The organism is Simiaoa sp., assembly GCF_051972595.1.
Taxonomy (GTDB): domain Bacteria; phylum Bacillota; class Clostridia; order Lachnospirales; family Lachnospiraceae; genus Acetatifactor; species Acetatifactor hominis.
This window is the reverse complement of sequence record NZ_JBOKRY010000037.1, coordinates 1-15,451: the sequence shown is the minus strand read 5'-3', so window position 1 is coordinate 15,451 and position 15,451 is coordinate 1. Positions and strand designations below refer to the sequence as shown.

The 15,451-nt window shown below is 47.8% G+C and carries 13 protein-coding genes; all 13 read left to right on the top strand.

Annotated features, from left to right (window positions below; translation table 11 throughout):
- The first annotated feature begins 209 nt into the window (after window positions 1-209).
- The gene (rnc, locus tag ACTRDR_RS11700) at window positions 210-923 is read left to right on the top strand and encodes a ribonuclease III (RefSeq protein WP_440527699.1); all 714 of its coding nucleotides are present in this window, start codon (window positions 210-212) and stop codon (window positions 921-923) included.
- On the top strand, window positions 904-4,464 hold the full coding sequence (gene smc / locus ACTRDR_RS11695) for a chromosome segregation protein SMC (protein ID WP_440527697.1): 3,561 nt from the start codon (window positions 904-906) through the stop codon (window positions 4,462-4,464). Before rnc ends, smc begins: the two co-directional genes overlap by 20 nt.
- A gap of 85 nt (window positions 4,465-4,549) precedes the next feature.
- Window positions 4,550-5,542 (top strand): signal recognition particle-docking protein FtsY, encoded by a 993-nt coding sequence (gene ftsY / locus ACTRDR_RS11690; protein ID WP_176865059.1) that lies wholly within the window; start codon window positions 4,550-4,552, stop codon window positions 5,540-5,542.
- A 56-nt stretch (window positions 5,543-5,598) separates the two neighbouring features.
- On the top strand, window positions 5,599-6,810 hold the full coding sequence (ilvA, locus tag ACTRDR_RS11685; protein WP_118550801.1) for a threonine ammonia-lyase: 1,212 nt from the start codon (window positions 5,599-5,601) through the stop codon (window positions 6,808-6,810).
- A gap of 117 nt (window positions 6,811-6,927) precedes the next feature.
- Window positions 6,928-7,833 (top strand): YitT family protein, encoded by a 906-nt coding sequence (locus ACTRDR_RS11680; RefSeq protein ID WP_440527695.1) that lies wholly within the window; start codon window positions 6,928-6,930, stop codon window positions 7,831-7,833.
- 366 nt (window positions 7,834-8,199) lie between these two features.
- Window positions 8,200-9,570 carry an MATE family efflux transporter gene (locus tag ACTRDR_RS11675; protein WP_440527693.1) on the top strand — a complete coding sequence of 457 codons (1,371 nt, stop codon included), beginning with the start codon at window positions 8,200-8,202 and terminating at the stop codon, window positions 9,568-9,570.
- A 198-nt stretch (window positions 9,571-9,768) separates the two neighbouring features.
- Window positions 9,769-10,062 (top strand): autorepressor SdpR family transcription factor, encoded by a 294-nt coding sequence (locus ACTRDR_RS11670; protein ID WP_022152934.1) that lies wholly within the window; start codon window positions 9,769-9,771, stop codon window positions 10,060-10,062.
- A complete protein-coding gene (locus ACTRDR_RS11665) occupies window positions 10,037-11,062 on the top strand; it encodes an SdpI family protein (protein ID WP_440527691.1) in 1,026 nt (341 codons plus the stop codon). Before ACTRDR_RS11670 ends, ACTRDR_RS11665 begins: the two co-directional genes overlap by 26 nt.
- A 179-nt stretch (window positions 11,063-11,241) precedes the next feature.
- Complete coding sequence (locus ACTRDR_RS11660) at window positions 11,242-11,478, top strand: DUF3791 domain-containing protein (RefSeq protein WP_176865051.1); 237 nt, start codon at window positions 11,242-11,244, stop codon at window positions 11,476-11,478.
- Window positions 11,475-11,945 carry a DUF3990 domain-containing protein gene (locus ACTRDR_RS11655; RefSeq protein WP_440527689.1) on the top strand — a complete coding sequence of 157 codons (471 nt, stop codon included), beginning with the start codon at window positions 11,475-11,477 and terminating at the stop codon, window positions 11,943-11,945. Before ACTRDR_RS11660 ends, ACTRDR_RS11655 begins: the two co-directional genes overlap by 4 nt.
- On the top strand, window positions 11,942-12,172 hold the full coding sequence (locus ACTRDR_RS11650; RefSeq protein ID WP_176865046.1) for a DUF3791 domain-containing protein: 231 nt from the start codon (window positions 11,942-11,944) through the stop codon (window positions 12,170-12,172). Before ACTRDR_RS11655 ends, ACTRDR_RS11650 begins: the two co-directional genes overlap by 4 nt.
- Window positions 12,173-12,239: 67 nt before the next feature.
- Window positions 12,240-13,709, top strand: a complete 1,470-nt coding sequence (gene pap, locus ACTRDR_RS11645) for a polyphosphate:AMP phosphotransferase (protein WP_118505308.1) — start codon at window positions 12,240-12,242, stop codon at window positions 13,707-13,709.
- 196 nt (window positions 13,710-13,905) lie between these two features.
- Window positions 13,906-15,192, top strand: a complete 1,287-nt coding sequence (locus ACTRDR_RS11640) for a homoserine dehydrogenase (RefSeq protein ID WP_440527722.1) — start codon at window positions 13,906-13,908, stop codon at window positions 15,190-15,192.
- Window positions 15,193-15,451 lie beyond the last annotated feature (259 nt).

Genomic DNA, 15,451 nt, shown 5'->3' with positions numbered 1-15,451 from the left:
TAGCCCCAATCAAGGTAAGAAACGCGACACGCTCGTACTTTAGTACGATGCGCTCCTGTCGCAGAGCGTAGCGGTACATAAGCGAGGATAATACCCTCGCAATGCGTCCCTTGGGACGCTATGGTACCGACGTCTGCTTACGGTCTGCTTATTCTTATCTTGATTGTGACTACTGGGTTTGAACTATTAGCATTTGTGAGGACAAGAAAATGTTGGATGGTTATACAATGGACGTGCTGGAGCAGCGCATCGGCTATTGCTTTCGCAACAAAGCATTGCTGAAGCAGGCTCTGACCCACAGCTCCTATACCAATGAACAAAAGATCAACAAAACAGAGAACTACGAGCGTATCGAATTCTTAGGAGATGCCGTACTGGAGCTGGTATCCAGTGACTTCTTATTTCGGGAACACCCTGATGTTCCCGAGGGCGAGCTGACCAAGATGCGCGCCTCCATGGTGTGCGAGCCTTCTCTGGCATTCTGTGCCAGAGACCTGGAGCTGGGACAGTTTATGCTTTTGGGAAAAGGCGAAGAGAATACCGGTGGCAGGCGCAGAGACAGCATCACCTCTGACGGTATGGAAGCCATGATCGGTGCCATTTATCTGGATGGTGGCATGCAGCCTGCCAAGGCTTTTATTGACCGCTTCATTCTGTCGGATTTAGAGGACAAGCGTCTCTTCTACGACAGTAAGAGCAATCTCCAGGAACTGATCCAGGGGAAACTTAAAAAAGAGTTCGAATACCGGCTGTTGGATGAGAGCGGGCCGGAACACGACAAGACCTTCGTGGTAGAGATCGACATGGAGGGAGAATGCCTGGGCCGTGGGCAGGGAAGAACAAAAAAAGCGGCAGAACAGCAGGCGGCTTACGAGGCGCTTCTGCTATTGAGGGATAGAGGATATGTATTTAAAAAGTATTGAGATACACGGGTTCAAATCATTTGCCAATAAGATTGTATTTCAGTTCCACAACGGAATTACCGGTATCGTAGGACCTAACGGTAGCGGTAAAAGTAACGTTGCGGATGCGGTACGATGGGTACTGGGTGAACAACGCATCAAACAGCTGCGTGGTGCCAGTATGCAGGATGTTATTTTCTCGGGAACAGAGACCAGAAAGCCGTTGAGCTATGCTTATGTTGCCATTACTTTGGACAACAGCGACCATCAGCTGGCAATCGACTATGATGAAGTCACGGTGGCGAGACGGATCTACCGTTCCGGAGAAAGTGAATATCTGATCAACGGTACACCCTGCAGATTAAAAGATGTCAACGAACTGTTCTATGATACCGGTATCGGTAAGGAAGGCTATTCCATCATCGGACAGGGCCAGATCGACAAAATCTTAAGCGGTAAGCCCGAGGAACGTCGTGAACTGTTCGATGAGGCTGCCGGAATTGTGAAGTTTAAACGCAGGAAAGCAGCGGCCCAGACGAAGCTTGAGAACGAGAAACAGAATCTGGTGCGTGTGAATGATATTTTATCGGAGTTGGAAAAACAGGTAGGGCCTCTGGAGAAGCAGTCCGAGGTGGCAAAAGTCTATCTGAGGAAAAAGGAAGAGTTGAAATCCTTAGATATCAATGTGTTCTTATTGGAAAATAAGAGACTGAGAGAACAGCTTGCTTCCGCAGAAGAAAAATACAATCTGGCAAGCACGGAACTTGGTGAGACCGGTGAAAAATATGAGGGTATCAAGGAAGAATACGAACGGATCCAGCAGGAGATTGAAAGTCTGGATGTCGCTATCGAAGCCGCCAGGGAACAGCTGACGGATACCGGTCTGATGCGCGGTAAGTTAGAAGGCGAGATCAATGTCTTAAAGGAGCAGATCAATTCCGCCCACGGCAGTGAGAACCATCTGAACAACCGTAAGGCAGCCCTGGAAGAGGAGATCGCCGGCAAAGAGCAGGAAAAGCAGGATATCTTAACCGATAAAAAGGATACAGACACCCAGGTACAGGAGATTGCAGAAGCAGCGGCGAAAGCAAAGGCTGATCTGGAAGCCATTCAGAATAAGATCACCGAGCTTAACAATAATATCGAAGCTGGGAAAAACACCATTATTGGCGAACTGAACCAGAGAGCTACCATTAAATCCAAGATGGGTCGCTTCGATACCATGATGGAGCAGATCAATATCCGGAAGGCAGAGTTAAATTCCAGACTGTTACGTGCTAAATCCGATGAGGCAGCCAGAGAAGAAACGGTGAAGAAGCTGGAAGAGACTTTTGAGACCGTGACGGAGGAACTGCGTCAGATGACGGAACAGGAAGCGGCATCCGAACTGGAGATTGGCAATATCCGAGAGAATCTCACCGGACTGGATGCGAAGCTGCGGGAGACACAGAACCGTTTTCATCAGGAACAGTCCAAGTTAGAAGCCCTGACCAATATTACCGAGCGCTATGACGGTTACGGCGGCAGCGTCAAAAAGGTCATGGAGCAGAAGGAGAAGGAAAAAGGCATCATCGGTGTCGTAGCGGACATTATCCAGGTGGAAGCCAAGTACGAGACCGCTATTGAGACTGCGCTGGGCGGCAATATCCAGAATATCGTAACAGATAACGAAGAGACCGCTAAGCATATGATCGGCTTTTTAAAGCAGAACCGTCTCGGAAGAGCCACATTCCTGCCTCTGACCAGTATTACCAAGCCCCAGGAATTCAAGAATCCGGAGGCACTTAAGGAAAAAGGTGTCATCGGCATGGCAGACGAACTGGTAGGCACAGAAGAAGAATACCGCAATGTGGCGAAGGCTATGCTGGGACGTATCGTTGTGGTAGACAATGTGGACAATGCCGTGAAGATCGCGAGAAAATTCGATTACGGCATCCGCATGGTAACCCTGGAAGGCGAGCTCTTAGTTCCCGGTGGTGCCATCAGCGGTGGTGCTTTTAAAAACAACAGTAATCTCCTGGGAAGACGTCGTGAGATGGACGAACTGGAGAAAAAGGTGAAAAAGCTCTCTGAGGATATCAAAACCTATAATCAGAAGATCGAAGACACCAAGAGTAAGAGAAATAAACTTCGCATGGATCTGGAAGCACTGAAGACCGAGATGCAGCGCAAGTCCATCGAACAGAATACCGCAAGACTGAATATTTCCCAGGCGCGTGAGCGCATGGAAGAAGAGGCAGAGAGTGCACAGTCTCTGAAGCTGGAGGAGCAGGAGATCGAGACCAGGATCTTCGAGATCCGTTCCGGCAAGGAATCCATTACGCAGGAACTGGCTGCCAGCGAAGAACTGGAGAAGACGACACAGGAACAGATCCTGGGCTTCCAGAAAGAATTGGAGAGCTGCAGACTGGAAGAGAGCGAAGCTTCCGCCCACGCAGGAGAATGGGAAGTAAAAGTCGAGAAGATGCGTCAGGCGCTGGATTACAAGCAGGCAAATGTGGATCGTATAGGCGGCGAGCTGGAACGTGCACAGGCAGAACTGAATGAGATATTAGAGGCTCTGACGGAAAATGCGCAGGAAGTGGAACGCAAGAAGAACAACATCCTGGAGATTGAGAAGACCATCGCGGCTTCTCACGAGAATCAGGATGCTTCCAGGAAGAAGCTGGACGAAGACATTGCGAAAAAGGAAGAACTGTCTGCAAAACAGAAAGATTTCTTCCGCAGCAGAGAAGAAATGTCCGAGCGTATGAATGCCCTGGATAAGGAAGTCTATCGTCTGGGCGAACAGAAGAAAAAGCTGGAGGACGGCATCGAAGGTCAGATCAATTACATGTGGGATGAGTATGAGATCACCTTAAGCGATGCGGCAGGACTCCGCAACGAAGAGATGAATGATCTTCCCGCTATGAAACGTGAGATCAGTGGTCTGAAGGACGAGATCCGTAAGCTTGGCAATGTCAATGTCAACGCCATTGAGGATTATAAGAACCTGATGGAGCGTTATACTTTCATGAAGACCCAGCATGACGATCTGGTGGAAGCGGAGAAGACGCTGGAAGGCATCATCGAAGAACTGGATACCGCCATGCGTAAACAGTTTACGGAGAAATTCGCAGAGATCAGCCGAGAGTTCGATAAGGTATTCAAGGAACTCTTCGGTGGTGGTAAGGGAACACTGGAACTGATGGAGGATGAGGATATTCTGGAGGCAGGCATCCGCATCATCGCACAGCCCCCCGGAAAAAAGCTTCAGAACATGATGCAGCTCTCCGGTGGAGAGAAGGCGTTATCCGCCATTTCCCTACTGTTCGCAATTCAGAACCTGAAGCCGTCTCCGTTCTGTCTGTTAGACGAGATCGAGGCCGCACTGGATGACTCCAATGTAGGACGTTTTGCAAAATATTTACATAAGCTGACCAAGAACACCCAGTTCATTGTCATTACCCACAGACGTGGCACTATGGAACAGGTGGATAGACTGTATGGTATCACCATGCAGGAGAAGGGCGTATCTACCTTAGTCAGCGTCAACCTCATTGACAAGGACCTGGACGATTAGTATGAAAATCGTGAAGAAGTTCTAAGTTTCATACAAGAAAAACGCAAGCGTTTTTCTGGATAGAATGCTGATTGGAGGAAATGGGATGAGTGAGGAAAAGAAAGGCTTTTTTGCGAGGCTGAAAGAAGGGCTGACCAAGACCCGTGATAACATTGTCCGGGGAATCGATTCGGTCTTCAGCGGTTTTTCTGCCATTGATGATGATTTCTACGAAGAACTGGAAGAAATCCTCATTATGGGAGATATCGGTGTCAATGCCACCACCGCTATTGTGGAGAGATTAAAGCAGCAGGTAAAAGAAAAGCATATCAAGGAGCCTTCCGAATGCAAACAGCTTCTGATCGAAAGTATTAAGGAGCAGATGCAGGTGGATGAGACCGCCTATGATTTCGAGAAGGAACAATCCGTGATCATGGTCATTGGTGTCAACGGTGTGGGCAAGACCACTTCCGTGGGTAAGCTGGCAGGTAAATTAAAGGATGAGGGCAGAAAAGTCCTCATCGCCGCAGCGGATACCTTTCGTGCCGCAGCGGGAGATCAGCTGGCAGAATGGGCATCCAGAGCGGATGTGCCCATGATCGGCGGAAAAGAGGGCGCGGATCCCGCCAGTGTGGTGTTTGATGCCGTGAATGCAGCGAAAGCAAGAGGCGTGGATGTTCTTCTGATTGATACTGCTGGAAGACTGCATAATAAAAAGAACCTGATGGAAGAACTTCGCAAGATGAACCGTATCATTGACAAGGAGTTCCCGAATGCCCATAGAGAGAACCTGATCGTACTGGATGGTACCACCGGACAGAATGCGTTGGTACAGGCGAGAGAATTCGGTGAGGTGGCAGACCTCACGGGCATCATTCTGACCAAGATGGACGGAACGGCGAAGGGTGGTATTGCAGTGGCAATCCAGTCCGAACTGAAGGTTCCGGTAAAATACATCGGTGTGGGAGAGACCATCGAGGATCTCCAGAAGTTCAATTCTGAGGAATTTGTAAACGCATTGTTTGATGTGAATATGGAGGATATCGGAGAACTGCATCTGCCTGAGGACGAGAAACAGACGGATACGCAGGAGGAATAACAGACAGACCAAGGAAAGTGTGACAGAAAGGCATGGGAAGAAAAATGCAGGAAGAAATGTTGACTTTAGAGAAATTTGAAGAAGCAAGTGAAATCGTAAAAAAGGTAACGTTAGAGACCAAGCTGGTATACAGTGATTATTTCAGCGCCCAGACCGGAAACCGTGTATACTTAAAGCCTGAGAACTTACAGTTTACCGGAGCCTATAAGTTAAGAGGCGCTTATTACAAAATGAGCACACTGACGGATGAAGAGCGTGCCAAGGGACTGATCACTGCCTCCGCAGGCAACCATGCCCAGGGTGTTGCTTATGCGGCGAAATGCTACGGCAGCAAGGCCACCATCGTAATGCCCACCACCACACCTCTGATCAAGGTAAACCGTACCAGAGGGTACGGCGCAGAGGTAGTACTGCACGGTGATGTCTATGATGAGGCATGCGCAAAAGCATATGAACTGGCAGAAGAACATGGCTATACCTTCATTCATCCGTTTGATGATCTGACTGTGGCGACCGGTCAGGGTACCATTGCTATGGAGATCTTCAAGGAACTTCCCCTGGTAGACTACATTTTAGTTCCTATTGGTGGCGGCGGACTGGCAACCGGTGTCTCCACACTGGCAAAACTGTTGAACCCGAAGATCAAGGTCATCGGTGTAGAACCTGCGGGAGCTAACTGCATGCAGGTATCCTTAAAGAACGGCAAGGTAACCACCCTGCCCAAGGTCAACACCATTGCAGACGGTACTGCGGTTAAGACTCCCGGAAGTAAGATCTTCCCGTACTTACAGAAGAATCTGGACGACGTGATTACCGTGGAGGATGAGGACCTGGTAGTAGCCTTCCTGGATATGGTGGAGAACCACAAGATGATCGTGGAGAATTCCGGACTGCTGACCGTGGCAGCCTTAAAACAGTTAAATGTGAAGGATAAGCGTATTGTATCTATCTTAAGCGGCGGTAATATGGATGTCATCACCATGTCCTCTGTAGTACAGCAGGGCCTGATCTTAAGAGACCGTATCTTCACTGTATCCGTATTGCTTCCCGACAAGCCCGGTGAGCTGTGCAGAGTATCCGGTATCATTGCCGGTGTTAACGGTAATGTTATCAAGCTGGAGCATAACCAGTTTGTATCCATCAACCGTAGTGCTGCCGTGGAACTGCGTATCACACTGGAAGCTTTCGGTACCGAGCATAAGAAAGAGATCATTGCTGCCCTGGAAAAAGAAGGCTATCAGCCCAAGGTAGTCAGAGCAAATATATAATTGTGCAGAGTCATGCAGATGTCGCTGCATAGTTTCTTAGAAAAGAAGTGAATGTATCACCGATAAAAGCCGCATATTATAGATATGCGGCTTTTATGTGTGGAAATGGAGAGAAATATGGCGAAAAAGACTGAAAAAGAACTGGAAATACAGAGACTGGATAAAAAGACACCCCTGCAGATGCTCCGGGATTATGTAATGATCACGGTGGCTTCTTTCATCTATGCGGTATCCGTCAGCATGTTTTTGGATCCGAACTCCCTGGCACCCGGTGGTATCACCGGTGTCGCTATTATTTTAAACCGTCTGTTCGGGATTGAGACCGGTACCTGGATGTTACTCATCAACATTCCGATCCTGCTGATCGGTATCTGGAAATTTGGATTGCGATTTATTTTGTCTACGATCTATTGTACGGCAATGACTTCATTATTTACAAACTTATTGACACCGGTAGGAGCAGTGACCACAGATCCATTGCTTGCCTCTCTGACCGGAAGTGCCCTGATGGCAGTATCCATGGGCTGGGTGTTCAAGGCCGGATCCACTACGGGAGGAACAGATATTATTATCAAATTACTGCGTTTGAAATTCCCGTACCTCAAGACGGGAGCATTGTTTTTCCTGACAGATGTGGTTATTGTCATAGCATCGGCGTTTGTATTCCGGAATGTTGACAAGGCACTGTATGCCGGTATCGTGGTCATTATCACATCAGTGGTGCTGGATGTGGTATTGTACGGCCGTGATGAGGCGAAGCTGATCTATATTATCAGCGACCATGCGGAAAAAATCGCAGGGAGATTGTTGGAGGAGCTGGATATTGGTGTGACTTATGTACAGGGCAGTGGTGCTTACAGCGGCAAGGAGAAGAGCGTCATCATGTGCGCCATGAAGAAAAACATTTCTCCCAAGGCGGAAGAGATCGTAAAGGAAGAGGATCCCCTGGCATTTATGATCGTCACCAGTGCCACGGAGATCTTCGGGGAGGGCTATAAGAGCTATTTCAGTGAGAAGCTGTGATGCCGAACATAAAATTTAAGTAAAAAAACAGCTGAAAGGACTTACATTTTCAAAGAGAATCATCTATAATAGCGTCGTGTCCGGAAGGGCAGACGCTATTTTTCACTGTGGTGCACCCGCAGCGCACGTTTCTAACCGGTGCAAGTCCGGAATCCGCCCGGCAAATCTCTGTTCCGATGTAGTAATCGCATATCAGGCTATGCATGAGGGCAAGACTGCTGCTCAGGTCAAAACTCAGTAGCTACACCGAAGCATGTATGGAGATACGGTAGTTGGATTGAGAGAAAGAAACATATAATAGTATAAATAAACAGATAGAGAATCGCATGGAAAAATGTGCGATGACACTTATAGGAGTCAGGGAACATGAATGATATGACTTTGACAAAAGAGGAAAAACAGTATAAACGGCTCACTGAGGAGCCGGTAGCACGGCTGATCCTGGAACTGGGACTGCCCACTACCATCAGTATGCTGATCACGAATCTGTATAATATGGTGGATACCTGGTTCGTAAGCCAGTTAGGCACCAGTGCCACCGGAGCGGTAGGCGTGGTGTTTGGGCTGATGGCTATTATTCAGGCTTTCGGATTCATGTTCGGTCATGGCGCAGGGAGCAATATCAGCAGGTTGTTAGGAGCTCATGAAAAGGAGAGGGCGAAAGCTTTTTCCGCAACGGGATTTTATCTGGCGGTGGGAGCCGGAGTGTTGATTGCGATTATCGGTATTGTGGATCTGAACGGATTGTGCAGATTGCTTGGAAGTACGGAGACCATCCTTCCCTATGCGAGAATCTATGCTTTCTATATTTTGGTGTCGGCACCGGCAATGGCATCCAGCTGTGTGATGAACAATGTGCTCCGGTATGAAGGCTATGCCAATCTTGCGATGGTGGGACTGGTCTTAGGCGGTATCTTAAATATGGCGGGAGATGCCATCCTTATGTGGGGATTAAATCTTGGCATCCGGGGAGCGGCACTTTCCACTATGATCTCTCAGTACATATCCTTCGGAATCCTGTTATTCTTTTTCCTGCGTGGAAAGACCCAGAGCAGCCTGGCACCGAAATATTTTACCTGGGAATTTGCCGTACATAAGAACATTCTTACAGCAGGCTTCCCCAGTATGATGCGGCAGGGACTGACCAGCGTGTCCACTATGGTGCTGAATGCGCAGGCGGCAGTCTACGGAGATATTGCCATTGCTGCCATGAGCGTGGTATCCCGTATTTTCAATTTCGTATTCAGTGTGGCCCTGGGTATCGGTCAGGGCTTCCAGCCGGTATCCTCTTTCAATTATGGGGCAAAGAAGTATTCCCGTGTAAGGAAAGCGTTCTGGTTCACCCTGTGCGCCAGCCTGGTGACCATGGCAGTGTTCGCAGGCGTGGTGTATGTATTCCGCAGAGAGCTGCTGTTGGAATTCCTTACGGATATGGACGCTTATGAGATCGCATTTTATGCGTTGCAGATCCAGTGTCTGACACTGCCATTTATTCCGGTATGTATCTGCGGCAACATGCTGTTCCAGTCCATCGGAAAGGGCGGCAGGGCGACGATCTTAGCCTCCTTCCGAAGTGGCACCATCTACATTCCGGCACTGCTGATCCTGACGGCGCTCTGGGGAATTCGGGGCATCCAGTGGTCACAGCCGGTGTCCGATATTTTATCTGCGGTTTTGTCATTGCCGGTGGCAGTGGTGTTCTTAAGGGGCCTGCCGGAAGATGGAACGGAAGTATAGAGAAGAATGAGATCCCTTCGTTATAAGACGGAGGGATTTTTCAGGTACACAATGAATTAAGTACGGTTTTATCCATCCACAGAAAACTACATCTACCTTGATCTGTAAATCCGTTGACAATAGATGAGGAGAATCATATAATATATTTAACAAATAGGTTAAATGTTAAATGATCGAATGAAAGGATGTGATTCATTTTTGGGAATACAGGATACATTGAAAGCGCTGGCTGATCCTATAAGGCGTGAAATACTAAATCTTCTGAAAAACGGTCGATTGTCGGCAGGAGAGATCTGCGAACATTTTCCGGTGACGGGGGCTTCCATATCGAGGCATTTGTCGGTGCTAAAGGAGGCAGATCTGATCCGGGACAAGCGGGAAGGAAAGTTTATTTATTATGAACTGAATGCTTCCGTGCTGGAAGAAATCATGTTATGGATCACAGATTTGAAAGGAGCATCGGATAATGAAGGAAATGATACAGAAAAATAAAGGCAGGCTGATCTGCTCGGCATTTGTTATGTGCATGGGAATGATATTGGGATATACCTGTGAGAACAGTCTGTGGGTAAACGGCACTTTTGCAGTGACTTATGTGATAGCAATTGCAGTAACTTTTTACGACAACAGAAACAGGCAGCAGAGTGACAAGGTCATAAGAATGGTTACGTGGATCGTGCCGGGAATGACATTGCTCTATAACGGCATCGCCAGATGGATCGATATGGGTGTAACGAAAGAGAATCTGCTCATGGCAATTTTGTATGTCGGAATGGGATTGCTATTTGTTATTGTGGGCAATTATCTGCCCAAGGTGAAACCGAACCGCACCATCGGCATCCGCGTCGTATGGGCATTGCAGGATGAGGAGAACTGGAATGCCACGCACCGCTTCAGTGGAAAAATATGGGTGGCAGCAGGACTGTTGAGTATGAGCTGTGGACTGTTCAGTGACAGCATGGCTGCATTATTTCTGTTTATTGTCGCTATCACGGCAGCAGCTTTTGGCAGTATCCTGTATTCTTATCTCTATTATAGAAAGAAGTTGCGCACCGGAAAAGGGCTGGCAGTACACTACAACCATAAAGTGGTTGCGGTCTATGTGTTTATAATGCTCGCGTGTGTGCTATTTACGGTATGGACGTTATATACGGGAAAAATCGAGATTTGTTACGGAGAAAATGAATTTACTGTTCAGGCGGAGGGCTGGCAGGATTACACAGTGAAATATGACGCTATCGAAAGCATTGCTTACGAAGAGAATATGTTCCGGGACACGAATACAATCCGGACGAACGGTTTTGGCAACCTGAAATATTCCATGGGACATTTTCGCGATGAAATCCACGCAGATTACATCCGCTATACTCATAACGACTGTGATACTTATGTAGTCATGGAAGTAGAGGGGAGCACCGTTATTCTAAACGGTGCAGATGATGCGCAGACCCGGGAGATCTACAATAATATCAAGGACAGGATGGGTAAATAATACTTATACATGAGATAATATTTCATTTATATCATAATACGATATTGCAGAAATGAAGTTTTATTTGTGGTGTATTTGGTTGTTTAAAGTATAATTTCATGATAAGCTATTCGTATATTAATAATTATTTTGAATGAGATAAGGCAGGGGTAAAATAAGGGAAGGAGAGCCAGCGTGCGATGATGGATGAAAAAATCAAAAATTTCAGTGAACTGGAGTTTGCTGTATTCTGCATTGAAAATGTAGCGGCAAAGTTGGGCGTGGATGCAGAACGTGTCTATCAGGCATTTACTGAACAGAGTGACATTCTGAACGGTTATATCGTGCCGGAATATGAAGTGTTGCATACCCAGAGCCGGGAATATATCGTTAATGACCTCCTTGATGTGATGAAAGAAAGGGGAGTGGAAGTATGATCCTCTATCATGGTTCCTTTTTAGAGATTGCAAAGCCGGATCTGGTTCATTCCCGTTCCAATGTAGATTTCGGGCGTGGCTTCTATGTCACGCCGCTATATGAACAGGCGGCGAAGTGGTGCGGAAAGTTCAAACGTCGGGGGAAAGACGGCGTTATCTCCCGGTATGGATATGATGAAAACCGGGGAAACGAACTCAAAACACTGAAATTTGATTCCTATTCCGAAGAATGGTTGGATTTCATTCTGAGTTGCCGAAGCGGAAAAGATTCAACAGATTATGACCTTGTTGTGGGTGGTGTTGCCAATGATAAGGTGTTTAATACGGTGGAGCTGTTTTTTGACGGGCTGATTGATAAAACAGAAGCTATCAACCGCCTGCGGTATGAAAAACCGAACCTGCAAATTTGTTTTCGCACAGAGAAAGCACTGAGTCTGTTGCGCTTTGAAGGGAGTGAAACGCTATGACAGCGAACCCGATTTTGCTTCAGAAAAAATATAGCCGTGTTATTGAATGTTTTGCTAAACAGCAGGGACTTTCGCTGGATGCGGCTTTGGAATTCTTTTATCATTCCCAGGTCTATCAGCTGATCCGTGAAGGTGTTTCGGATATGCACTGTATGAGTGATGAATATTTAGCAGAAGAACTGGAACAGGAATATGTTGAGAAAAATGCAGGATACCATGGAAAGTGATTTATGTATATAGTGACAGGTACATGCAGATAATAACATATAATTTATGCGAAAGGGTGGTTACAGGATGCTGAAACAGTGGATCCCGGCGGCAAAGCCGGACAAAGAGGAATTGGACAAACGACTGGATGCAGCGCAGGAGGAGCTTTTAAGACTCCAGATGCAGATCAAGGAGCATAAGCTCCCGGTGCTGGTGCTGATCGAGGGCTGGGGTGCGGCAGGCAAGGGCAGTACCATCGGTGGAATTATTAAAAATATCGATCCAAGATTCTTCAAGGTGGCTTCCATGTCCGCACCGACGGAGGAAGAGAAGCGGAAGCCCTTCCTGTATCGGTACTTTGTAAAAATTCCGGAAGCCGGCAAGTTCGAGTTCCTGGATTCCGGCTGGATGGATGAGGTGACGAAGGGAAGACTTCGGGGCGAACTGTCGGATAAGCAGTATGCGGAGCGTATTGAGAGCATAAAGCGTTTCGAACGACAGCTGACGGACAACGGTTATCTGGTGCTGAAGCTCTTTTTCCAGATTGGTAAAAAGGAGCAGAAAAAGCGTCTGGAGGAGCTGGAAGGCAACAAGGACACCGCATGGCGTGTGGGCGAGAACGACTGGTGGCAGAACAAGCATTATGACAAATGTGAGGAAGTCTTCGATAAATACCTGACAGATACGAACGCTTCCGTAGCTCCCTGGTACATCATAGATTCCGGGGACAAAAAGTGGGCGGAATTGCAAGTACTGGAGACATTATGCAGCGGTATTCATGTGGCTATGCAGAATGAGAGCCTCGCCGTGCCCATTTTGCAGAATGTATTCCCGCTGGTGAAGATGCCGAAGCTGTCCGAGGTGGAACTGGACAAGGAAATCTCCGAGGAAGAATACAAGAAAGAACTGCGTCATCTGCAGAAGAAGCTGAATGCTCTGCATTATCGCCTGTATCGGAAAAAGATTCCGGTAGTCATCGCCTATGAAGGCTGGGATGCCGCAGGCAAGGGCGGCAATATCAAGCGGATCGCGGGAGCACTGGATCCTAGAGGCTACGAGGTACACCCCATCGCTAGCCCTGAACCACACGAGAAAGCGAGACATTATCTCTGGCGATTCTGGACGAGACTTCCTAAGACCGGTCATATTGCCATTTTTGACCGTACCTGGTACGGCCGCGTCATGGTAGAACGGCTGGAAGGCTTCTGCAGTACCAACGACTGGCAGCGGGCTTATAACGAGATCAATGAGTTCGAGAAGGAACTGTCCCAGTGGGGCGCGGTGATCATCAAGTTCTGGGTACAGATCGACAAGGATACCCAACTGGAACGCTTCACAGAGCGGCAGAACACCCCGGAGAAGCAGTGGAAGATCACAGACGAAGACTGGCGTAACCGTGACAAATGGGACCAGTATGAAGACGCTGTGAACGAAATGCTCCAGAAGACCAGCACGGAATATGCTCCCTGGCACATACTGGAATCCGTAGATAAAAAATATGCCAGAATCAAAGCATTGAAGATCGTGATTGAGGAATTGGAGAAGGCACTGGGGTAATCGTACTGGAATAAGAATAGCTGTATCAATATGAAAAATATGTAACAAAACCGTCTGATAAGGACGGTTTTTGTTGCGTTATAAATGTTTTTTGTTATAATGAGACATAGTTATTTTTGAAAACTGCAAAGATACAGGAAGATACTTGGAAATAGAAGAAATCGGCAGGTGTTACGGCACAATGAGAGGAGAAATCATGGGCGAGAACCGTAAGATATATGCAGCATTATTGGGAGCAGGAACCGTGGGAAGCGGTGTGTACAAGCTGGCAGGGATGCAGGAAGAGGATATCTGCCTGAAGACAGGAGCACAGCTGGAGATCAAAAAGATTCTGGTGCGCAATCCCGGAAAGCTAAGAGAAGGAATCCCACAGGAGCTGTTCACAGATAGCTGGCAGGAAATTCTGGAAGACCCCGAAATCCAGATCGTCATTGAAGTCATGGGTGGCATAGAACCGGCCAGAACTTATGTTGAAGAAGCCATGAAGGCCGGAAAACAGGTGGTCACAGCCAACAAGGATCTGCTGGCGGAGTACGGGGATCCGTTATTCGAGATCGCTACAGAGAATAAATGCGACTTACAGTTCGAGGCGGCAGTAGCAGGCGCCATTCCCATTATCCGCCCTTTGCGGCAGAGCCTGGCGGGAAGTCAGTTGACGGAGATCATGGGAATCGTCAATGGTACCACCAACTATATTTTGACCAAAATGTCTGAGGAAGGGATGGGCTATCAGGAAGCTCTGGATATGGCTATGAGACTGGGGTATGCGGAGGCAGATCCCACAGCGGATGTGGAAGGCTATGATGCGGGACGCAAGATCGCCATTATGGCATCCATCGCTTTTAGTTCCCGCGTGACGTTTCCTCAGGTTTATACGGAAGGTATCACGAAGATCACTGCGGAGGATATACGGTATGCAAAAGAATTCGGCTATGTGATCAAACTGCTTGGTATTACAAAGCTTACCGGTAAAGGAATTGAAGTAAAAGTACATCCCACACTGATCCCGGACAGCCATCCTCTTGCCACAGTCAGAGATTCCTTCAATGCCGTATTTGTTCATGGTCAGGCTTGTGACGATGCCATGTTCATGGGACGGGGCGCCGGACAGATGCCCACTGCCAGTGCGGTACTGGGAGATGTCATCGACGTGATGCGCAATATTATCCATGGAAGCTGCGGCAAGATCGGCAGCGACAGCCACAAGAAGCTTCCTGTACTGGATGTAGAGGAGACAAAGAGCCGTTTCTTCCTGCGGCTTCAGGTGGAGAACCGTGCCGGAGCACTGGCCAATATCGCCGGAGTCCTTGGCAATAACGATGTCAGCATCGCCCAGATGGTACAGAAGCGCAGCCACGACGGAATTGCCGAGATCGTGGTCATCACCGATCTCGTAAAAGAGAGACATTTTAATGATGCCATCCGTATCATGGAGGGAATGTCCGTCGTGAGGGAAATCTCCGGCATTATTCGTGTGTACTAAAAGTATGGTAAATTGAGAGTTACGAGCCATGCAAAAATAGAACGGAATACCTCGGTGGGAGCTTGCTCACACAAGAGGTTATTTCGTTCTATTTTTATACCGTGCGTCCAACGGACACACTCGACAGCCGTCAATGAAATAAATGTGGAGCGTCCTTTGCGACACATTTATGAACTGAATGCATGGCTCGTAACGTAGGGGTGCCGTAAACTCCACGAACGCCCACGATGAACGGAACATCACGCCTTGATGTCGCGTC

Excerpts from the sequence above, each read along its gene's own strand:
- ACTRDR_RS11660 (WP_176865051.1), top strand. The coding sequence starts at position 11,242 with ATGATGGATGAAAAAATCAAAAATTTCAGTGAACTGGAGTTTGCTGTA.
- ACTRDR_RS11650 (WP_176865046.1), top strand. The coding sequence starts at position 11,942 with ATGACAGCGAACCCGATTTTGCTTCAGAAAAAATATAGCCGTGTTATT.
- rnc (WP_440527699.1), top strand. The coding sequence starts at position 210 with ATGTTGGATGGTTATACAATGGACGTGCTGGAGCAGCGCATCGGCTAT.
- ACTRDR_RS11655 (WP_440527689.1), top strand. The coding sequence starts at position 11,475 with ATGATCCTCTATCATGGTTCCTTTTTAGAGATTGCAAAGCCGGATCTG.
- ftsY (WP_176865059.1), top strand. The coding sequence starts at position 4,550 with ATGAGTGAGGAAAAGAAAGGCTTTTTTGCGAGGCTGAAAGAAGGGCTG.
- smc (WP_440527697.1), top strand. The coding sequence starts at position 904 with ATGTATTTAAAAAGTATTGAGATACACGGGTTCAAATCATTTGCCAAT.
- ACTRDR_RS11675 (WP_440527693.1), top strand. The coding sequence starts at position 8,200 with ATGAATGATATGACTTTGACAAAAGAGGAAAAACAGTATAAACGGCTC.
- ilvA (WP_118550801.1), top strand. The coding sequence starts at position 5,599 with ATGTTGACTTTAGAGAAATTTGAAGAAGCAAGTGAAATCGTAAAAAAG.
- pap (WP_118505308.1), top strand. The coding sequence starts at position 12,240 with ATGCTGAAACAGTGGATCCCGGCGGCAAAGCCGGACAAAGAGGAATTG.
- ACTRDR_RS11665 (WP_440527691.1), top strand. The coding sequence starts at position 10,037 with ATGAAGGAAATGATACAGAAAAATAAAGGCAGGCTGATCTGCTCGGCA.
- ACTRDR_RS11640 (WP_440527722.1), top strand. The coding sequence starts at position 13,906 with ATGGGCGAGAACCGTAAGATATATGCAGCATTATTGGGAGCAGGAACC.
- ACTRDR_RS11680 (WP_440527695.1), top strand. The coding sequence starts at position 6,928 with ATGGCGAAAAAGACTGAAAAAGAACTGGAAATACAGAGACTGGATAAA.